The organism is Streptomyces cinerochromogenes (genome assembly GCF_014648635.1).
In the GTDB taxonomy this organism is placed as follows: domain Bacteria; phylum Actinomycetota; class Actinomycetes; order Streptomycetales; family Streptomycetaceae; genus Streptomyces; species Streptomyces cinerochromogenes.
In genome coordinates this window covers 587,546-609,615 of record NZ_BMRM01000003.1, presented here as the reverse complement: position 1 = coordinate 609,615, position 22,070 = coordinate 587,546, and the positions used below count along the sequence as shown (strand labels likewise).

7 protein-coding genes are annotated in these 22,070 nt (G+C 73.2%); 1 reads left to right on the top strand and 6 read right to left on the bottom strand.

Annotation, left to right across the window (positions count from 1 at the left end):
- The 3 genes from IEZ20_RS09035 to IEZ20_RS09025 all read right to left on the bottom strand — a co-directional run.
- A partial coding sequence (locus IEZ20_RS09035; RefSeq protein ID WP_189296175.1) for a beta-ketoacyl synthase N-terminal-like domain-containing protein occupies positions 1-1,165 on the bottom strand: 1,165 nt, incomplete at its 3' end.
- A gap of 94 nt (positions 1,166-1,259) precedes the next feature.
- Positions 1,260-6,869, bottom strand: a complete 5,610-nt coding sequence (locus IEZ20_RS09030) for a type I polyketide synthase (RefSeq protein WP_189296173.1) — start codon at positions 6,867-6,869, stop codon at positions 1,260-1,262.
- 34 nt (positions 6,870-6,903) lie between these two features.
- The gene (locus IEZ20_RS09025) at positions 6,904-16,410 is read right to left on the bottom strand and encodes a type I polyketide synthase (RefSeq protein WP_189296171.1); all 9,507 of its coding nucleotides are present in this window, start codon (positions 16,408-16,410) and stop codon (positions 6,904-6,906) included.
- Positions 16,411-16,791: 381 nt separating this feature from the next.
- On the opposite strand from IEZ20_RS09025, the gene IEZ20_RS09020 reads away from it, so the two are divergent.
- On the top strand, positions 16,792-17,778 hold the full coding sequence (locus IEZ20_RS09020) for a dehydroquinate synthase/iron-containing alcohol dehydrogenase family protein (RefSeq protein ID WP_229895975.1): 987 nt from the start codon (positions 16,792-16,794) through the stop codon (positions 17,776-17,778).
- A gap of 258 nt (positions 17,779-18,036) precedes the next feature.
- On the opposite strand, the gene IEZ20_RS09015 is transcribed toward IEZ20_RS09020, so the two are convergent.
- The 3 genes from IEZ20_RS09015 to IEZ20_RS09005 form a co-directional block, all read right to left on the bottom strand.
- A complete protein-coding gene (locus IEZ20_RS09015) occupies positions 18,037-20,571 on the bottom strand; it encodes a non-ribosomal peptide synthetase (protein ID WP_189296169.1) in 2,535 nt (844 codons plus the stop codon).
- A gap of 45 nt (positions 20,572-20,616) precedes the next feature.
- A complete protein-coding gene (locus IEZ20_RS09010) occupies positions 20,617-21,543 on the bottom strand; it encodes a GNAT family N-acetyltransferase (RefSeq protein WP_189296167.1) in 927 nt (308 codons plus the stop codon).
- Positions 21,544-21,705: 162 nt separating this feature from the next.
- A complete protein-coding gene (locus IEZ20_RS09005) occupies positions 21,706-22,044 on the bottom strand; it encodes a type II 3-dehydroquinate dehydratase (protein WP_229895974.1) in 339 nt (112 codons plus the stop codon).
- Positions 22,045-22,070 lie beyond the last annotated feature (26 nt).

Sequence of the window (22,070 nt, the reverse complement as noted above, 5' to 3'; positions counted from 1 at the left end):
CCACACCCGCGGCGGCCTGGGTGTGGCCGATGTTGGACTTCAGCGAGCCCAGCCACAGCGGCGAACCCCCGGCACGGGAACGGCCATAGGTGGCCAGCAGGGCCTGCGCCTCGATCGGGTCACCGAGGGAGGTACCGGTACCGTGCGCCTCGACCGCGTCGACATCCGCGGCGGACAGCCGGGCGTTCTCCAGCGCCTGCCGGATCACCTCCTGCTGGGAGGGGCCGTTGGGCGCGGTGAGACCGTTGGAAGCGCCGTCCTGGTTCACCGCGGTGCCGCGGACGACGGCCAGCACCTCGTGGCCGTTGCGGCGGGCGTCCGACAGCCGCTCCAGCAGCAGTACGCCCACACCCTCGGAGAAGCCGGTGCCGTTGGCGCCCGCGGCGAAGGCGCGGCACCGGCCGTCCGGGGAGAGGCCCCGCTGGCGGGAGAACTCGACGAACATCTTGCTGTCGGCCATCACCGCCGCGCCGCCTGCCAGTGCCATCTCCGACTCGCCGGTGCGCAGGGACTGGACGGCGAGGTGGATCGCCACCAGGGACGAGGAGCAGGCGGTGTCCACGGTCACCGCGGGGCCTTCGAGGCCGAGGGTGTACGACACGCGGCCCGTGGCGAAGCTGCCGGTGCTGCCACGCCCGAGGTAGGCCTCGAGGTCCGCGGGGACCTGTCGGACGCGCGGGGCGTAGTCGTGGTGCATGATGCCCGTGTAGCAGCCGATCCTGCGCCCGCGGAGGGAGGTGGGGTCGATGTTGGCGCGTTCGAAGACCTCCCAGGAGGTCTCCAGGAGCAGCCGCTGCTGCGGGTCCATGGCCAGTGCCTCGCGCGGGGAGATCCCGAAGAACTCGGCGTCGAAGCCGGCCACGTCGTCGAGGAAGCCGCCCTCACGGACGTAGGACGTGCCCGGGACGTCGGGGTCGGGGTCGTACATTCCCGCCAGGTCCCAGCCGCGGTCGGCCGGGAAGGGGGTGATGCCGTCGACGCCGTCGGCCACCAGCTGCCAGAGGTCGTCGGGGGAGGTCACGCCGCCCGGCAGCCGGCAGGCCATACCCACGATGGCGATGGGCTCCCATGCCTTCTCCTCGACCTCCCGCAGTCGGCGCGTGGCCTGACGCGCGGTGGTGACGGCCTTGTTGAGGTATTCGCGGTACTTCTTGTCGTCGGCCACGGGAAAGGTCAGCTCCTAGAGAGAGTCTTCTGACGGCGAGTGGGCAGCAAGGGCGGCGGGCCTCGCCGCCGGCCGGTTCGGTGCGGCGGACGCGTCAGGAAACGGTGAACTCGTTGTCGATGATGTCGAAGACCTCGTCGTCGGAAACCGACTCGAGGTCGTCGTCCTCGTCGGGGGAGGCGTCCGGGGACCACTTCGCCAGCAGGACCTGCAGGGCGGCGGTGACCTGGGAGCGAACCGTCTGGTCGTCGGGGACGGAGGCGAGCGCGCCCCTGAGCTTCTCCATCTCGGCGACCGCGGGGTGCACCGCGGGCCCGCCCTCGGGAGCGAGTGCCTGGCCCAGGTGGGCGACGAGCACGGCCGGAGCCGGGTAGTCGAAGAGCAGTGTGGCGGGCAGCCGCAGGCCGGTGGCCGCGGACAGCTTGTTGCGCAGTTCGACGGCGGTGAGGGAGTCGAAGCCCAGCTCCTGGAAGGCACGGTCCGGGTGGATGGCGTGCGTGTCCTGGTGGCCGAGGACGACGGCGGTCTCCGCGCGGACCAGGTCGAGCAGGAGCTCCTTCCGGGCGTCCTCTTCGAGGCCGGCCAGGCGTTGGCGCAGCGAGCCTGCCGTGGCGAGGTCGGCTCGCCGGGCGCGGGCCTCGGCCGCCGCGATGCGGCGGGCCTCGGGCAGGCCCAGCAGCAGCGGTGAGGGGCGGTGTGCGGTGAACGCCGGGTGGAATCGCTTCCAGTCGATGTTCGCCACGGTGAGGCCGCTTTGGCCGCCCGTCAGGGCGCGGTCGAGGGCGGCCAGCATCAGTTCGGGGCGGACGGCCTCGATGCCCTGGCGGCGCAGCTGCGGTGCCGAGGCGGCGTCGACCATGCCGCCGCCGGCCCAGGCGCCCCACGCGATGGAGGTGGCGGTCCGGCCGAGGCCCTGCCGGCGCAGGGCGAGGGCGTCCAGGTAGGCGTTGGCGGCGGAGTAGGCGCTCTGGCTGCCGCTGCCCCAGACGCCCGCGATGGACGAGAACACGATGAACGCGTCCAGGGGGGTGTCGCCGAGCAGGGCGTCGAGGTGGGCCGCGCCGGCCACCTTGGCGGACACGATGGCGCCGAAGCCGTCGAGCGTCGTCTCCTCCAGGGAGCCGAAGCCGTTGACGCCGGCGGCGTGTACCACGGTGCGGACCGGGTCGCCGTCCGCCGCCAGCCGCGCCAGCAGATCGGCCAGGGCCTGCCGGTCGGTGATGTCGAGGGCGGCCACGGTGACTCGGGCGCCGGTCTCGGCCAGTTCCGCGGTCAGTTCGGCGGCGCCTGGGCTGTCGGTGCCGCGGCGGCTGACGAGGACGAGGTGTCCGGCGCCGCCTGCGGCCATCCGTCGGGCGACGTGGCCGCCGAGGGCTCCGGTGCCGCCGGTGATCAGCACGGTGCCGGTGGGCTGCCACGGTGTCTCGTCCGGCTGCGGCCGGTACAGCGGCGTCCGCTCCAGGCGGCGGGCGAGGGCCGTCCCGGCGCGCAGGGCCAGCTGGTCCTCGTCGCCGGTGCCGCCGCCGAGCACGGTGGTGAGCAGGGCGCCCGTCGTGCCGTCGAGGGTGGCGGGGAGGTCGATGAGTCCGCCCCAGCGGCCCGGGTGTTCGAGCGCGGCGACCCGGCCGAGGCCCCACAGGGCGGCCTGGTCGGCACTGTGCACCGGGTCGGTGCCGGAGGTGGCGACCGCGCCCTGGGTGGCGAGCCAGAGCGGTGCCTCGATGCCGGTGTCGCCGAGTGCCTGGACCAGGGTGAGCGTCGCCGTCAGACCGCCGGTGACTGCGGGGTGTGCGGGGTCGGCGGCCTCGTCGAGGGCGAGCAGGGACAGGATGCCCGTGAGGGTGTCGGCGTCGGGCACGGTGCCGGTGAGGAGGTCGGCGAGGGCGGCGCGGTCGGTTCCGTCGACGGGCAGCGGGACGGCGTCGGCTCCCCGGTCGCGGAGGGCGGTGAGGCATGCGGTGACGGTGGCGTCGTCCGTGCGGCCGGCGGGTACGGCGACCAGCCAGGTGCCGGTGGGGGCCGCTGCCGGGTCCGTGATCTCGGCCGGGGTCCAGGTCGTCGCGTAGACCCAGTTGTCCAGCCGGGAGGAACCGGTTTCGCGGGCCAGCCGGGCTCCGGCGAGCTGTTCCTGGGTCACCTGGCGGCCGGTGAGGGCGTCGATGCGGGCGACGGGGGCGCCCGTCTGGTCGGTCACCGTGACCTGCCAGGTCTCCTCGCCCGCGGGGACGAAGTGCGCCCGCAGCCGGGAGGCTCCGCGGGTCCACAGAGTGATGCCGTTCCAGGAGAAGGGCAGGCGGGGCAGGCCGGTGCCGTAGATGAGCGGTGCGTGGAGCGAGGCGTCGAGCAGGGCGGGGTGCAGGGAGAAGCGTGCCGCGTCCTCCTGCTGCTGTTCGGGCAGCGCGACCTCGGCGAAGATCTCGTCGTCGCGGGTCCATACGGCGCACAGCCCCTGGAAGGCGGGGCCGTACTCGTAGCCGCGTTCGGCCAGGCCCGCGTAGACGGACCCGACGTCCACGGGTACAGGGGTGGCGCCGGCCGGGGGCCAGGCGAGTGCGGGCTCGGAGGATTCCAGGTCCTCGGGGACGAGCGTGCCGGCGGCGTGGCGCGTCCAGTCGGGTTCGTCGCCCTCGGGGCGGGAGTGGACGGAGACGGCGCGGCGACCGGACTCGTCGGGCGCGGCGATCTCGACGCGCACCTGGATGCCGCCCTCCTCGGGCAGGACGAGGGGTGCCTCGATGACGAGTTCCTCCAGGGAACCGCAGTCGGCCTCGGCTCCGGCGGTGAGGACCAGGTCGACGAAGCCGGTGCCGGGCAACAGGGGGGTGCCCCACACGGCGTGGTCGGCCAGCCAGGGGTGGGTGCGTACGGACCAGCGGCCGGTGAGGGCGATGCCGCCGGTTCCGGGCAGTTCCACGGCGGCGCCGAGGAGGGGGTGTGTGACGGGGGCGAGGCCGGCCGTGGAGACGTCACCTGCGGCACGCTCCGTCTTCAGCCAGTAGTGCTGGTGTTGGAAGGGATACGTCGGGAGTTCCACCCGCCGTGCGGACCCGGCATCGAACGCCGCCTCCCAGTCGACGTCCACACCACCCGCATACACCTCGCCCACCGACCGCAGGAACCGCTCCAGACCCCCCTCACCACGCCGTAACGACCCCACCACCAAGCCGTCCACACCCGCCGCACCCATCGTCTCCGCAAGCACAAACCCCAGCACCGGATGCGGACTCACCTCCACGAACACCCGACGCCCCTCCCCCAGCAACGCACGCGACACCTCCTCCAAACGCACCCGCTCCCGCAAATTCCGATACCAATACCCCCCGTCCAACAACGCCGTATCCACCACCCCACCCGTCACCGTCGAATAGAACGGCACCCCCGACGACACCGCCGACACATCCCCCAACACCCCCGCCAACTCACCCTCGACCCGCTCCACCTCCACCGAATGCGACGCGTAATCCACCGGCACCCGCCGCACCCGCACCCCCTCAGCACGCAACTCCTCCTCCAACACCCCCAACACATCCACCCCACCCGCCACCACCACCGACGACGGACCATTCACCGCAGCAACCGACAACCCCCCACCCAAACGCCCCTCCACCACACCCACCGGCAAACCCACCGACAACATCCCACCCCCACCCGCAAGCGACGACGCAATCACCTGACTACGCCGCGCCACCACCCGCGCACCCTCCTCCAACGACAACGCACCCACCACACACGCCGCCGCGATCTCCCCCTGCGAATGCCCCACCACAGCAGCCGGCTCCACCCCCACCGACCGCCACAACCCCGCCAACGACACCATCACCGCCCACAACACCGGCTGCACCACATCAACCCGCCCCAACGCCTCCTCATCACCCAGCACATCAACCAACGACCACCCCACGAACGGCGCCAACGCCTCCCCACACCGCGCCATCCACTCCGCGAACACCACCGACTCCGACAACAAACCCGACGCCATACCCACCCACTGCGCCCCCTGACCCGGAAACACAAACACCACACCCGAATCCGAGAACACAGCGGCAGACCCCGCCGGCACCTCACCCGCCAACGCCCTCAAACCACCCAGAGCCTCCTCACGAGACCCCGCCACCACCACACCCCGACGACCGAACACCGCACGCGACGACAACGACAACGCCACATCACGCACCCCCACATCCGGCCGCCCCTCCACAAACACCGCAAGCCGCCGCGCCTGCTCACGCAACGCCTCCCCAGACCTCCCCGACAACACCAACGGCACCACACCACTGGGAACCGTGTGCGCCGGTGCGGGGGTGTCGGAGGGCTCCGCGGGCCGGGCCTGCTCCAGGATGACGTGGGCGTTGGTGCCGCTGATGCCGAAGGAGGACACGCCGGCACGGCGGGGGCGCCCGGTCTCCGGCCAGTCCCTGGCCTCCGTGAGCAGCTCGACCGCGCCGGCCGTCCAGTCGACCTGTGGTGTCGGGGCGTCCACGTGCAGCGTCTTCGGCAGCACACCGTGCCGCATCGCCTGCACCATCTTGATCACACCCGCCACCCCCGCGGCGGCCTGGGTGTGGCCGATGTTGGACTTCAGCGAGCCCAGCCACAGCGGCGAACCCCCGGCACGGGAACGGCCATAGGTGGCCAGCAGGGCCTGCGCCTCGATCGGATCGCCGAGGGAGGTACCGGTACCGTGCGCCTCGACGACGTCGACATCCGCGGCGGACAGCCGGGCGTTCTCCAGCGCCTGCCGGATGACGCGCTGCTGGGAGGGGCCGTTGGGCGCGGTGAGACCGTTGGAGGCGCCGTCCTGGTTCACCGCGGTGCCGCGTACGACGGCCAGCACCTCGTGGCCGTTGCGGCGGGCGTCCGACAGCCGCTCCAGCAGCAGTACGCCCACACCCTCGGCCCAGGAGGTGCCGTCCGCCGCGGCGGCGAACGCCTTGCACCGGCCGTCGAGGGCCAGTCCGCGCTGGCGGGAGAACTCCACGAACGCGCCCGGTGTCGACATCACGGCCACGCCGCCGGCGAGCGCCAGTGAGCACTCGCCGGAGCGCAGTGCCTGTGCGGCGAGGTGGATCGCCACCAGGGACGAGGAGCAGGCGGTGTCCACCGTCACGGCGGGGCCCTCCACGCCGAGGGTGTACGCCACGCGGCCGGACACGATGCTGCCCGCGCCGCCCGTGAGGACGTAGCCCTCGATCTCCTGGGAGCCGGTGCCCATGCGGGGCGCGTACTCCTGTCCGGCGGCGCCGGTGAAGACGCCGACGCTCTCGCCCTTGAGGGTGGAGGGGTTGATCCCGGCGCGTTCCAGGGTCTCCCAGGAGGTCTCGAGGAGCAGCCGCTGCTGCGGGTCCATGGCCAGCGCCTCGCGCGGGGAGATCCCGAAGAACTCGGCGTCGAAGCCGGCCACGTCGTCGAGGAAGCCGCCCTCACGGACATAGGACGTGCCCGGGACGTCGGGGTCGGGGTCGTAGAGGGTGTCGAGGTCCCAGCCGCGGTCCGCCGGGAAGGCGCCGACGGCGTCGGTGCCCTCGGACACCAGTCGCCAGAGGTCCTCGGGGGAGGCCACCCCGCCCGGCAGCCGGCAGCCCATGGCCACGATGGCGATGGGTTCGGTGCGCCGGGTCTGTTCCTCGCGCAGCTTCTCCCGCGTCTGCTGCAGCTCGGCCGAGACCCGCTTGAGGTAGGTGAGCGCCTTCTCGTCGGTGGTCATGGAACTGGTCTCCTCTTCCGGGTGGCAGGGCGGGTCAGCCGAGCCCGAGCTCGTTGTCGATGAAGGCGTAGACGTCGTCGGCGGTGGCGGCTTCGAGTTGGCCGGCCCGGTCGGTGGTCCCGGTGGAGCCGCCGCTCAGGGCGGCCTCTTCGAGGCGTGATCCGAGGAATTTCAGCCGGGAGTGGATGCCCGAGTGCTCCAGTTCCTCCGACAGCAGGGCGTCGAGCGCCGCTTCCAGGGCGTTGAGTTTGGCCGCGACCGGGTCGGATTCCTGGTCGAGGGCCTTGAGCAGGAATCCGGCGAGCACGCTGGGCGCCGGGTAGTCGAACACGGCCGTCGCGGGCAGTCCCGTCCCCACGGCTTTGCCGAGCCGGTTCCGCAGCTCGACCGCGGTCAGCGAGTCGAACCCGGCTTCCTTGAAGGCGCGGTCGGGTGCGACCAGGGAGGCGTCGGAGTGGCCGAGTACGGTCGCGGCCTCCGTGCGGACCAGGTCCAGGACGAGGGCGGCCTTCTCGTCCGCCGGGAGTCCGGTGAGCCGTTCGGCGAGGGTCCGCCGGGGTGCCGTGGTGGTGGCAGCGGTACGGCGCGGGGCCCGGACGAGCGCGCGCAGCATCGGGGGGAGCGCGCCGGAAGCGGCCCGGCCCCGCAGCACGCTCAGGTCGAGCCGGGCCGGCACGAGGGCCGGTTCGACGGCGGTGAGGCCGGCGTCGAAGAGAGCGAGGCCGTCCTCGGCCGCCAGCCCGAGCATGCCGTCGCGTTCGGTGCGCCGCAGGTCTGCCTCGGTGAGGGCGCTGGTCATGCCGCTCGCATGCGACCACAGGCCCCAGGCGAGCGAGACCGCGGGAAGGCCCTCGGCACGGCGGAGGCGGGCGAGTCCGTCGAGGAAGGAGTTGGCCGCCGCGTAGTTGGCCTGCCCGGGGTTGCCGAGGACACCGGCGGCCGAGGAGAACAGCACCCAGGCGGCGAGGTCGAGGTCCCGGGTCAGCTCGTGCAGGTTCAGGGCGGCGTCGGCCTTGGGCCGCAGGACGGCGGCCATCCGTTCCGGGGTGAGCGCGGCGAGCACGCCGTCGTCGACGACGCCCGCGGTCTGCACCACGGCGGTCAGGGGCGCCGTCGGCGGGACGGACTCCAGCAGCCGGGCCAGGGCGTCGCGGTCGGCGGCGTCGCAGGCCACGACGCGTACGGTCGCGCCGAGGGCGGTGAGTTCGGCCGTGAGTTCCCGCACGCCGGGCGCGTCGGGGCCGCGCCTGCCGGCGAGGAGCAGATGGCGGGCGCCGTGTCCGGTGACGAGATGGCGAGCGACGAGTGCGCCGAGGGAGCCGGTGCCGCCGGTGATGAGGACGGTGCCGTCGGGGTCGGGGTGGCGAGGCAGGGTCAGTACGGCCTTGCCGACGTGGCGGGCCCGGCTGAGGTACCGGAAGGCGTCCGGGGCCTGCCGTACGTCCCATGCCGTCACCGGCAGCGGGGTGAGGGCCCCTCGGTCGATGAGGTCGACGAGCTCGTCGAGCAGCTCCCGTACCCGGTCGTCGTCCGCCTCCGCGAGGTCGTAGGCCCGGTATTGCACTCCGGGGAAGCGTTCGGCGACCTCGGTGGCGTCGCGGACGTCGGTCTTGCCCATCTCCAGGAAGCGGCCGCCGCGCGGGAGCAGGCGCAGGGACGCGTCGACGAACTCGCCGGTCAGGGCATCGAGGACGACGTCCACGCCGCGGCCGCCGGTGGTGTCGAGGAAGTGCTGCTCGAAGTCGGTGGTGCGGGAGTCGGCGATGTGCGCGTCGTCGAGTCCCTGGGCACGCAGGGTGTCCCACTTGCCGGTGCTCGCGGTGCCGTAGACGTCGGCGCCCAGATGACGGGCGATCTGCACGGCGGCCATGCCGACCCCGCCGGCCGCGGCGTGGACGAGGACCGTCTCGCCGGCTGTGACGCCGGCCAGGTCGCGCAGGCCGTAGAGGGCGGTGAGGAACGCGATGGGTGCGGCGGCGGCCTGCGCGAAGGTCCATCCGGCGGGGACGCGGACCAGCCTGCGGTGGTCGGTCACGGCCTCGGGGGCGAACGCCCCGCCGGGGAACAGGCCCATGACCCGGTCGCCGGGTGCCAGGCCGGTCACGCCCGGGCCGGTCTCCAGGACGATGCCCGCGGCCTCTCCTCCGATCGCGGCCCGGCCGGGGTACATGTCGAGGGCGATCATGACGTCGCGGAAGTTGATGCCGGCGGCGCGGACGCCCACGCGGACCTGGCCGGGGCCCGGCGGGCAGGGGTCGGCGTCCGGGACGAGGGCCAGGTTCTCCAGTGTGCCGGGCCCTGTGGTGTCCAGGTGCCAGGCGGCGGCGCCGTCGGGGACCGTCAGGCTCGCGTGGGAGGCGCGGACGAGGCGGGGCACGGAGACCTCGCCGTCCCGCACCGCGAACTGCGACTCCTCCAGGGCCGCGGCCACCGCCGGGACCCCGGTGAGCGCGTCGCGGGAGGCGCCGTGTCCGTCGAGGTCGGCGAGGAGGAAGCGGTCGGGGTTCTCGGACTGGGCGGAGCGGACCAGGCCCCAGACCGCGGCGCCCGCCGGGTCGATGACGCGCTCGCCGTCGCGAACGGCGACGGCTCCCCTGGTGACGACGAGCAGTCGCGTGGTGTCGGCGGTCTCGGCCAGCAGCGCCTGCAGGTTCTCCAGTACTCGGGAGGTGAGTGCGTGCACCTCGTCGGCGGAGGCCCCGTGACCGGTGGCGTCGAGGACGCGGACGCCGTCGAGTCCGTCCGCGCGTGCCGTCACCGGCAGAGCCGTCCAGGTCGTACGGAACAGGGATTCGTGTCCCGCTTCGGCGGCCGGGTGCAGGTGGCCGGCGGCCACGGGACGCAGGACGAGGGAGTCGACGTCGGCGACCGGGGCGCCGGTGGCGTCGGTGATGCGCAGGGACATCGCGTTCTCTCCGGCGGGGGTCAGCCGGACGCGCAGGGCCTTGGCACCCGAGGCGTGCAGCCGTACGCCGTTCCACGCGAAGGGCAGCAGACGGCTTCCGTCACCGGGTTCGGCGATGCCGCCCAGGGCGCTGGGGTGCAGCGCGGCGTCGAAGAGGGCCGGGTGCAGGCCGAACCGGTCGGCATCGTCGTGATGTTCGTCGTCGAGGGTGATCTCGGCGAAGACCTCCTCGCCGAGGGTCCACGCGGCGCGCAGTCCCTGGAAGGCGGGGCCGTACGCGTAGCCGGCCGCGGCGCGTTCCCGGTAGAAGTCCGTGACGGGCACGGCCGTGGCGTTCGACGGGGGCCACGGGCCGGCGTCGGCGGCGGGAGCGTCGCCGGGGGCTGTGCGCGTCAGGGTGCCGCTCGCGTGGCGTGTCCACGCCGTGTCGGCGCCGTCGGGGCGGGAGTGGACGGCGACGGGGCGGTCGCCGGTCTCGTCGGGGGCGCCGACCTGCACGCGGAGGTGCACGGCGCCGTCGGCGGGCAGGACCAGGGGCGCGGCCAGGACGAGTTCGCGGACGGCGCCGTGCCCGACCTCGTCGCCGGCCCGGATGACCATCTCGACCAGGGCGGTACCGGCCAGCAGGACCGTGCCGCCGACCGTGTGGTCGGCGAGCCAGGGCCGGTCGGCCGGGGACAGGCGTCCGGTGAAGGTGACGGCGTCGGCCTCGGGCAGGTCCACTGCCGCGGTCAGCAGCGGGTGGCCGGCCGCTGTGATGCCCGCGGCTGCCAGGTCGCCGGGGCCGGCGGCGTCGAGCCAGTAGCGCTGGTGCTGGAAGGCGTACGTCGGGACGGCGGTGCCGCGGGCGTCGCTGCCGGCGAACAGGGAGGGCCAGTCGACGCGGGCGCCCCGGGTGTGGGCGCGGGCGACGGCCGCGAGCAGCGTCCTCGGTTCCGGCCTTCCGTCGCGCAGTGCAGGCACGCAGTCGACGTCCTCGGGCAGGCAGTCCCGTGCCATGGCGGTCAGCACACCGCCCGGCCCGAGTTCGAGCACGGTGGTGGTGCCCTGCTCGCGCAGGGTGCGCAGGCCGTCGGCGAAGCGGACCGTGTCGCGGACGTGACGTGCCCAGTACTCGGGGGTGCACAGCTCCGCGGGGTCGGCGAGGGCGCCGGTCAGGTTGGAGACGACGGGCAGGAGGGGGGTGTGGAACCTCAGTCCGGCGGCGACCTCCCGGAACGTGTCGAGCATCGGCTCCATGCGGGGCGAGTGGAAGGCGTGCGAGACGCGCAGCCGCTTGGTCCTGCGGCCGCGGGCGGCGAACACGGCGGCTACGGCCTCGACGGCCGGCGCGTCACCGGAGAGGACCACGGCCTCGGGACCGTTGAGCGCCGCGACGGCGACTCCCTCGGTGAGTTCGGCGAGGACCTCGTCCTCGGCGGCCTGGACGGCGATCATGGCACCGCCCTCGGGCAGGCGCTGCATCATCGCGCCGCGGGCGGCGACCAGGGCCGCGGCGTCCTCGAGGGACCACACGCCGGCGACGTGGGCGGCGGCGAGTTCGCCGATGGAGTGTCCGGCGACCAGGTCGGGGCGCACACCCCAGGACTCGACCAGCCGGTAGAGGGCCACCCCCACGGCGAACAGGGCGGCCTGGGTGTAGGCGGTCCGGTCGAGCAGGTCCGCGTCCGGGGTGCCGGGTTCGGCGAGGACGACGTTGCGGAGCGGGCGGTCGAGCCAGCGGTCCAGGGTGGCGCAGACCTCGTCGAAGGCGCGGGCGTACACCGGGAACGACGCGTACAGTTCGCGGCCCGTCCCAGGGCGCTGTGCGCCTTGGCCGGAGAAGACGACGGCGAGCCTGCCGTCGGTGGCGGTGCCGTTCGTGTCGTCGCCGGCGGCGAGGGCGGCGAGGTCGTGGCGGGCCTCTTCGGGGGAGCCGGCGACCACGACCGCGCGGTGCTCGAAGGCGCAGCGGCCGCTGAGTGTGAGGGCGACGTCGGTCAGGGCCGGTGCGGGCTCGGTGTCGAGAAGGGCGGCGACGCGTCCGGCCTGGGCGCGCAGGGCCTCCTGGGTCCTGGCGGAGAGGACGAGCGGGACGAGCCCTTCGGGCAGGGCGCGTTCCGGCGCGTCCGCCGGGTCCGGTCGGTCGGCGGGCGTCCTGGCGGGTTCCTCGGCGGGCTGTTCGAGGATGACGTGGGCGTTGGTGCCGCTGATGCCGAAGGAGGACACGCCGGCACGGCGGGGGCGCCCGGTCTCCGGCCAGTCCCTGGCCTCGGTGAGCAGCTCGACCGCGCCGGCCGTCCAGTCGACCTGTGGTGTCGGGGCGTCCACGTGCAGCGTCTTCGGCAGCACACCGTGCCGCATCGCCTGCACCATCTTGATCACACCCGCCACACCCGCGGCGGCCTGGGTGTGGCCGATGTTGGACTTCAGCGAGCCCAGCCACAGAGGCGAACCCTCGGCACGGGAACGGCCATAGGTGGCCAGCAGGGCCTGCGCCTCGATCGGGTCACCGAGGGAGGTACCGGTGCCGTGTGCCTCGACGGCGTCGACGTCGGCGGGGGTCAGGCCGGCGTTGGCGAGGGCCTGTCGGATGACGCGCTGCTGGGAGGGGCCGTTGGGCGCGGTGAGGCCGTTGGAGGCGCCGTCCTGGTTCACGGCGGTGCCGCGGACGACGGCCAGCACTTCGTGGCCGTTGCGGCGGGCGTCCGACAGCCGCTCCAGCAGGAGCAGACCCACGCCCTCGGACCATCCGGTGCCGTCCGCCGCGGCGGCGAACGCCTTGCAGCGTCCGTCGGCGGCGAGGCCGCGCTGCCGCGAGAACTCGACGAAGCTGCCCGGGGTCGCCATCACCGCGACTCCGCCGGCGAGCGCCAGGGAGCACTCCCCCGCGCGCAGCGCCTGGGCGGCCAGGTGCAGGGCGACCAGAGAGGACGAGCACGCCGTGTCCACCGTCACCGCGGGCCCCTCGAAGCCGAAGGTGTACGACACCCTGCCGGAGACCACGCTGCCCGCGCCGCCGACGCCGAGGTAGCCCTCGATCTCCTTGGCGGGCCGCACCGCCCGGGTGGTGTAGTCGTGGTACATGACCCCGGCGAAGACACCGACGTCCGCGCCGCGCAGGGCGGTCACGTCCAGGCCGGCGCGTTCGAAGACCTCCCAGGAGGTCTCCAGGAGCAGCCGCTGCTGCGGGTCCATGGCCAGCGCCTCGCGCGGGGAGATCCCGAAGAACTCGGCGTCGAAGCCGGCCACGTCGTCGAGGAAGCCGCCCTCACGGACATAGGACGTGCCGGCGGCGTCCGGGTCGGGGTCGTACAGTTCCGCCAGGTTCCAGCCCCGGTCGGACGGGAACGGGGAGAGGCCGTCGGCGCCGTCGGCGACCAGCCGCCACAGGTCCTCGGGGGAGGTGACGCCGCCCGGCAGCCGGCAGCTCATCGAGACGATCGCGATCGGCTCGTCGGAGGCCGCAGCGCCGGGGACGGGCGGGGCCGGGACGTCGACCGGCTCGCCGTAGACCTCGCCCAGCAGCCGGTGCGCCAGGGCTTCGGGGGTGGGGTGGTCGAAGGCGCTGGTGGCGGGGAGCCGCAGTCCGGTGGCGGTGGCGAGCCGGTCGCGCAGGGCGACGACCGTCACGGAGGTGAAGCCCAGCTCCTTGAAGGCCCGGTCGGCCGGGATTCCCTCGGTGTCGGTGCGGCCGAGGACCGCGGCGGCCTCGGCGCGGACGAGCCGCAGCAGGATCTTCGCCCGCTCCTCGGCGGGCACGCTCTCCAGTCGGCCGCGCAGCTGCGCGGTCTCGGCGGGGGGCTGCCGGGTCGTGGTGTCGATCAGTCCGCGCAACGGTGCGGGGACCGGGCCGCCGAGCAGGGCGGCGTTGTCGAGGCGCATCGCGACGAGCGCGGCCTCGCCGGCTGCGTGCGCGGCGTCGAACATCACCAGGGCCTGCTGTTCGGTGAGTTCGCCCGCCGCGAAGGGGAGAGCGCTCTCAGCTGCTCCGCACGGCCAGGGCCCCCAGGCCAGGGACAGCGCCGGCAGACCGTGGGCACGCCGGTGATGGGCCAGTGCCTCGAGCGCGGCGCTCTCGGCCGCGAGCTCGCCGGCGCCAGGGGCGCCGAGGACGCCGAGGGGCGAGGAGCACAGGACGAACGCGGTCAGGTCCCGGTCGGCGGTCAGGTCGTGCAGGGCGTGTGCCGCGGCGGACACGGCACCGGTCCCGGTGATCTCCTCCGCGTGCACCACGGCCGTCAGCGGTGGGCGGTCGCCGTCCGCCAGCAGCTCGGTGAGGACGTCGCGGTCGCCCGGATCGTGGACGACGGCGGTTGCGTGGGCGCCGGCCCCGGCGAGTTCGGCGCACAGGGCCCGCACGCTCGCGTCCTCGTGTTCGGAGCCGTGGGCCAGCAGCAGGTGGCGGGCGCCGTGCACGGTCACGAGGTGGCGGGCGAGCGCGGCGCCCTGGGCGGTGGCGGCGCCGGTGACCAGGACCGTCCCGTCGGGATCGAGCAGCGGGAACGGCTGCTCCTCCCGGTCGGTGGAGACCCGGGCGAGGCGCGGCAGCAGGGCGACGCCGGAGCGGATGGCGAACTGGGGTTCACCGGCGTTCACGGCGGCGACCAGGGGACGGGCCCCGCCCTCGCCGAGCCCGTCGGTGTCGAGGTCGGCGAGTACCAGCCGGCCCGGGTGCTCGGTCTGCAGCGCGCGGACCAGTCCCCACAGCGGGGCGTGCGCGGGGTCCCTGACGTCCTCGCCGTCACCGGCGGCCACGGCCCGCCGGGTGAGGACCACGGCGGTGACGTTCTCGTCGCGGTCGTCGGCCAGCCAGTCCGCGAGGGACGTGACGAACTCCTCGATGCCCGCCGCGGAGTCGTAGGAGGTCCGGTCCAGGAGGAGGACGCCGGTGCCGCCGTGGGACGCGGTGCGGGCCGCCGTGTGGGCGGCGGCCGGGTCGGTGTGGACCTCGCACGCCATGCCGACGCCCTCCAGGGCGGCGGCCAGGCCGAGCGCGTCGGAGCCCGCCAGCACCCAACCGTTCCGCTCGCCCGGGGTTGTGCCCATCGAGAGCGGGGAGCTGGGTATCCAGTCGACGCGGAACAGCGAGTCGTACAGGCCACTGCTGGTGGCGCGCAGCCGGGCGGGCGTCTCCAGCAGCCGGTGCCGGATGATCTTGCCCGAGGCGGTGCGCGGGATCGACTCGATCTCGTACAGCTCCTCGGGCACCTTGAAGTAGGAGAGCCTGTCGCGGCACTCCGCGAACAGCCGCTCCGTGTCCGGTCCCTGGGGGCCGGGGACGATGAACGCGACCGGCACCTCGCCCAGCACGTCGTGCGGCTTGCCGACCACCGCGACGTCGGCGACGCCGGGGACGGAGCGCAGGACCTCCTCCACCTCGCCCGGGTGGATGTTCTCCCCGGCCCGGATGATGAGTTCCTTCCTGCGGCCGGTGATCGTGAAGTAGCCGGCCGCGTCACGGCGGGCCAGGTCGCCGGTGCGGTACCAGCCGTCGTGGAAGGCGGCCGCGGTGGCCTCGGGCTGGTTGTGGTAGCCGGCCATGACACTCGGCCCGCGCACCCACACCTCGCCCTCCTGACCGTCGGCGACGTCCTCTCCGGTCGCGGTGTCCACCAGACGTACGCCCAGACCCACCACCGGCAGGCCGCAGGAGCCCTCGACGCGGGCGCCCGCGGGCCAGTTGACGGTGATGGAGCCGCAGGTCTCGGTGGAGCCGTAGGCGTCGATGAGGGGAACGCCGAAGACACGCTCGAACGACCGGCGCAGCGAGGCGGTGGTGACCGCGCCGCCGACCAGGGCCACGCGCAGCCGGGGGGCGGTGAAGCCGCGTTCGCGTGCCGCGTCGAGGAGGTAGTGCAGCAGGGTGGGGACGCCGGCCAGGAAGGTGGCGCGCTCCTCGTCCAGTGCGGTCAGCACGTCCTCGGCCGACAGGCCGTCGACAATGCGGGCGCTGGCGCCCACAGCCACCACGGAGAGCACGCAGGCGATGTGCGAGAGGCTGTGGAAGAGGGGCAGCGGCCAGACGACGCGGTCCTCGGGGCCGAGTCCGGGCACCGGCACGTAGCAGGCGGCCACCGACCACAGGCAGTTGCGCTGGGTGGAGAGCACGCCCTTGGGCCTGCCGGTGGTGCCGGAGGTGTAGAGCATCCACGCCAGGTCGTCCAGGCCGAGGTCGTCACGGGCCGGGGTCGCGGGTTCCTGCGTCGTGTACGACTCGTACGGCAGGAAGCCCGACGGCACCGGCTCGTCGCCGACCAGGACGACCGTCAGGTGCGGGCGGTCCGGCAGCAGGCGCCGCAGCTGTTCCACGTGCGGGTGGTCGGTGATGACGATCCGGGCGCCGCTGTCGTCGAGGATGTGCGCGAGTTCGGCGTCGCTGCTCTGCGGGTTGACCGGGACGCCGATGGCACTGGCCCGGGTGATGGCGTAGTAGCTCTCGACGGTCTCGACGCGGTTGCCCAGGCAGATGGCCGCACGGTCGCCCGGTTGCAGCCGCAACTCCGCCAGGTGTCCGGCCAGTCGCCGGGTCCGCAGTTCCAGGTCGCTGTAGCTCACGCTCCGGCGGGCGTCCCTGTAGGCGACCTTGCCACCGAAGTTCCGCGCCTGGTGGATCAGCAGTTCGGGGAGTGGTCGGATCAACTCCGTGCGCAACATGTGTCGTCATCCCTCCAGGGCGACAGCGGACGGGCAGCCCGTCATGACGAACGGTTCGCCCTGCCCGGCACAGTCTCGTCATCCGCTGCTTCTCCGAACCCCCCTCAACACCCCCCTACGTATCCCTAACTTGCAGAGTGACGAGAATTAACCGACAAGAGTTCAGCAAATGTTTGGAGCCGCGCGGCCGGGCGGCATGAGGCGCCACCGCCGTACGGACACTCATCGCGTCGTCGAGTGACGGCCGAAATACATCCGTGAGAGGCGGCCGCATTCCCGCGATCCCCCGGGGAGCGGGATTTCTTTTCCCGGCGGTCTTCCCTCGACGGCGGGGCGGCAGGGAAAGGGACACCCGGACATGACGGATAGGGACACCCGGACATGACGGATTCCGCGACCCGGCACGCCCGTGTCCGGGCGGGACTCGGCGACCGTGCCCACCCCGTCGACATCGGACCCGGGGTGCGCCACTCGCTGTCCGGAATCGTCGAGCAGCTGGGAGCGCGGCGTGCCGCGGTGGTCTCCGCCCGGCCGGACGCCTGGACACCCGACCCCGGCGTGCCCTCGCCGGTGGTGCGGGCCCGTGACGGCGAGGCGGACACGACGCTCGCCACGGTCGAGGGGCCGTGGCGGGAGTTCGTGCGCTTCGGGCCGACCCGTGACGACGTGGTCGTCTCCGTCGGCGGCGGCACCACGACGGACGTCGTAGGTCTCGCCGCCGCGCTCTTCCACCGCGGGGTGCTGGTGGTGCACCTGGCGACCACGCTGCTCGCGCAGGTGGACGCCGGCGTCGGCGGCAGGACCGCCGTGAACCCATCCGAGGGCAAGAACCTCATCGGCGTCGGCGACCTGCGGGAGCTGACGCCGGCGGTGCAGATCGCGGCGAGTGTGGCGCGCAAGGCGCAGATCGTGTCCGCCGACGAGCGCGACACCGGCCTGCGCGACCTGCCGTGCTGGACGGCAAGGACGGCGGCGAGCCGGTGCCGGATCTGCCGGAGCAGGTCGTCGCGCGGGTGCTGGCGGAGATGGCGCGCGCAGCGGCCCGAGAGGGGCCGCACACGACAGGTGGTCCGCGTCGGCCCGGACGGGGATTCTTCCGGGCCGGCGCGGACCATGTCGTTTCGGGCAGCGGACGGGAGCACCACCGTTACCGGCGACCGGTCCGGCCCCCACCGCTTCCGGCAGGGGGCGGAAGCACCACCCGACGCCCGGGTACAGCGGATCGGGACGGCCCGTCGTGTGTGCCTCGGCGAGCGCGGGCGAAGTCGCCGTCGTCGGCGCAGGTCACCCTGGTGGTGGGGAAGATCCCGCGCGGTGCGCTGCCGAGGTCGGTGCCGGTCCGGCCCGGCCGGTCGGGCCAGGCGGTGACGACACCCGCCGCGTCAGGGTGGCGGGCATCGCCACTGAGACGCCCGCCAGCGCGGTCGGGGCACCGCCGCACGGCTCCCGGACCTGCCGAGCGAGCAGATCCGGGTCCTCTGCCGCGTGTGCGGGCCGGTCCGGGGCCCACGGCCACCGGAAGCCGGCCTCGCGCACGGTGCCGTCGGCGAGCTCCGCCCGCAGGGCGGCCTTGCTGCCGCCCATGTCGATGCCGAGGTGGTGCGGGACGGCTGTCTCCCGGTCGGGTCAGTCCCTGAGGTGGCCGGTCACGATCTCGGCGACCTGGCGGAGCACGCGCGGGCTGCTGAGCATCTCCTCGTGGCCGCAGCCCAGTTCGTGGCGCACGATCTCGCCCGCGACGTACGGCGCCCAGGCCTCGCTGGAGGCTGCTTCGGCCACCGGGCTGGGATCGGCCGCGAACAGGTGCATCACGCCGCTGTACTTCTCCGGCCTGTGGGCCTTCCAGGCGCCGAGGTCGGTCATCATGGTCTCGACGAAGGTCTCGGCCGCGCTCTTCCTGCCGTGCCAGGCGTAGTTGGTCGCCATGTCGGCGAACTCGGCGACGTCCTCGTACCTGAGCGGGCGCTCGTACTCGCTGAGGTCCTTGCCGTTGATCAGCAGGATCAGTTCGATCAGGCCCTGTTCGTCACGGTCTTCCTTGTCCGTGATGTGCGGGTTGGTGTTGAACACGCCGAGGAACTCGATCTCCTCGCCGCGCTTCTGGAACTCGGCGGCGACGGCGTGGGCCAGGATGCCCCCGAAGGACCAGCCCAGAATGCGGTACGGCCCCGTGGGCTGGACGCCCCTGATGCGGTCCGCGTAGTCCGCCGCCATGGCCGCGATGGTGTCGACGGGGCTGTCGAACTCCTGGAACGTGTGCGACTGGAGGCCGTAGATCGGATACTCCAGGCTGAAGTGCTGGGCGAGCACTCCGTAGCACCAGGCGGTGCCCCCGAGGTGGCGCATGCAGAACAGCGGCCGTGCGGAGCCCTTGGTCATCAGCGGCAGCAGGACGTCGAAGGAGTCCTGCGGCTCGTCACCGGTCAGCCGCCGGGACAGCTCGGCCGGCGTCGGGAACTCCACGAGCATCCGGATCGACAGCTCCAGGTCCATCTCGGAGCGCACCCGGGCCAGGAGACGTGCCGCGAGTACCGAGGAGCCGCCGAGGTCGAAGAAGCTGTCGCGCGGGCCGACCTGCTCCACACCGAGCACCTCGGCGAAGAGCCGGCTGAGCAGCAGCTCCGACTGCGTGAGGTGCGTCTCGACCATGGCGGTCCCCGCGACGACGGGTGCCGGCAGCGCCTTGCGGTCGAGCTTGCCGTTGGGGGTGAGCGGGAACTCCTCCAGGACCACCACGGCGGACGGCACCATGTACAGGGGCACGGTGTCCGCCACGAGGTTCCGCAGCTCCTTGGCGTCGGGCACACGCCCTGGGGCGGCCGTCACGTAGGCCACGAGGCGCCGGTCGCCGGGCCGGTCCTCCCTGACCGTCGCGGCCGCCTGGTCGACGTCCTCGGACCGCTCCAGGGCGGCCTCGATCTCTCCGAGTTCCACCCGGAAGCCGTGGAGCTTCACCTGGTGGTCGGCGCGGCCGACGTACTCCAGGGCGCCGTCCGCGCGCTGCCGCACCACATCGCCCGTGCGGTACATCAGAGCGCCGTCGTCACCGGAACGGTGGGGCAGGAAGCGCTCGGCCGTCAGCTCCGGCCGGTTGAGGTAGCCACGGGCCACGCCCGCGCCGGCGATGAACAGCTCGCCCTCGGTACCGGGCTCGACGGGCGTCAGTTCCTCGTCGAGGACGTACAGCAGGGTGTTGCGCAGGGGCCTGCCGATGACGGCCGCGTCCTCGGGCCGGGTGACCGGGTGCATCGTGGACCACACGGTGGTTTCCGTGGGCCCGTACCACTGGATGACCTCGGCGCCGAGGTCGAGCAGCGTCGCGGCGAGCTTCTCCGACAGTGCCTCGCCGCCGATGAGGATACGCAGACCGCGCAGCACCTCGGGGGTGACCGTGGCCAGCATGTGCCAGTGGGTGGGGGTGGCCTGGGCGGTGCCGATCCGCCTTCGGGTGATCAGGTCGCCCAGCGCCTGCGGGTCCTGCCCGGTGGCACGGGGTGCGATGACCGCGCGGGCACCGGTGTAGTACGGCAGGAACAGCTCGGGCACCGACATGTCGAAAGTGGCGGTGGTGACCGACAGCATGCGGTCACCGGGTCCCAGGGACAGCCGCTCCCGCATCGCCTCCAGCAGGTTGTGCAGGGCGCGCACAGGGATCTCGACGCCCTTGGGGGTGCCGGTGGAGCCCGAGGTGTAGATGATGTACGCGAGGTCTTCGGGCCTCGGCGGGGCGGCCCGTTCGGCGTCCGTCAGATGCCCGGCGGGCAGCGCTGCCACCGTGGCGGCCGTGCCGGGGTCGTCCAGCACGATACGGGGAACGCCCACGTCGGTGCGGTCGGCGTCGATGCGGGTCGACGTCACCAGGGCGACCGGGGCGGCGTCGCGGACCTGGAAGGCGACGCGCTCGGCGGGGTGCTCCGGGTCGAGGGCGAGATAGGCCCCGCCGGCCTTGAGCACCGCCAGGAGCGTGACCAGCAGGTCCGTGGAGCGGGGCAGCATCACCGCGACCACACGGTCGGGCCCGACTCCCCTGGCCACCAGGTGGCGGGCGAGCCGGTTGGCCTGCTCGTGGGCTTCCCGGTACGTCAGCTCCACGCCCTCGCATTCGAGGGCCGTGTGGTCCGCGACGGAGTCGGCCCGCTCCTCCAACGCCTTCACCAGCATGTTCCACTCCACAGGATGGGGTACGGATGGTCGCCGAGGTGCCGGTCACACGGCCGGGGTGCGCATCCAGCGGTTCCAGTACGGCCGCCAGCCGTGGCGGTGCCAGAACGGCGTGGAGATCGGGTTGAACATCGCGTGGTAGCCGACCGCCGCGCCGATGCCCATGGCGTCCAGGTCGGCGTGCACGTGGTGGGCGAGGGAGGTGCCGATGCCCAGGCTGCGGTAGCCCTCCTTGACGGCCTGGCAGACGAGGTGCGCGACCGGGGTGGCCGTGATCTTCGTCGCGAGCCAGGCCTGCTGCGGCTCCGAGAAGTCCTCGCCCCGGTGCATCCCCACGATCTCGCCCTCGTACTCGGCGACCCAGATCAGCGGTTCATCGCGCTTGAAGGACGCGGTGATCTCCTCGCGCAGCAGCGCCTCGGTGGTGTCGCGCTCGACGGCGCCGCTGACGGCGGCGTCGAACCGGGTCTCCACCATCTGCAGCTCGAACACCGCCTCGCTGTCCTCGACGGTGGCCCGGCGCACGCGCACCCTGCCCGACTCCGGCACCAGCTCGGTGCCCTTGAGCCGGCCGATCATCACGAACTCGGGGACGAACCCGAAGGCCCGCAGGACCCGGGTCATGCCGACGTCGCGGCTGGGCCACTCGACGGCGGCCATGGAGTCCGCGCCGGGGCGCTCCGGGTGGCTCTCCATGTACTGCTGCCAGCGGGTGAGCAGAGCGGCCATCTCGTCGGGTCCGGAGACCCGGGGGGTGAGTTCCCAGCGGTCCAGCGGGCCGAGCACCGCCTCCAGCGCGTCGGCGTCGACGCGCGTGTGCGTCAGCAGGCCCTGCGCACCGCTCACCTCCAGAAGCTCTTCGCCGTCGGAGGGGTCCGGCAGCGCTCCGGCCTCCGGAATCATCCGGTCGATGGGGCGCAGCCGGTCGCGGTGAGCGGCCAGTACGGATTCCGCCGTCTGTCCCTGGGGCATCGTGTCGTGTCCTCGGCTTTCGGTTCTCGGTCGTGTCCGTGCGGATTCCGGTCGTGTCCGTACGGAAGTCGGGGCGGGCCGGCTCGGCGGGAAGAGGGTGGTACGTCGAGGCGGGTGGTATCGCGTCACACAGGGTGGTTCGTCGAGGCGGGTGGCACCGCGTCAGCGGCCGGCGGCCTTCTCCGGCAGTGCGCGTGCCGGGAGCCGATGACCCACGGCACCGAGGCCCCAGCCGGCCGTCGTCAGGGCCGCGGGATTGATGATCGCGCAGGCGGTGTCGTGGTCGGCTTGAATGGCGCGGAGCATCTCCGCCTCACCGTCGTGCTGGAACGCTTCGATTTCCAGCCGTGTTTCGGTCACTTCTTCGGCGACCCGTCCTTCGATGTCGGCGAGCGTGTCCGTTCCGTGGATCTCGGGCTGACGCCTCCCGAGTATGCCGAGGCGCGGTCCGTTCATCAACAGGAGCCTGCTCAATGCGCACCGTGCCTTGTACGGATCCATCGGGAAGTGGTTTTCCGGCACCCACA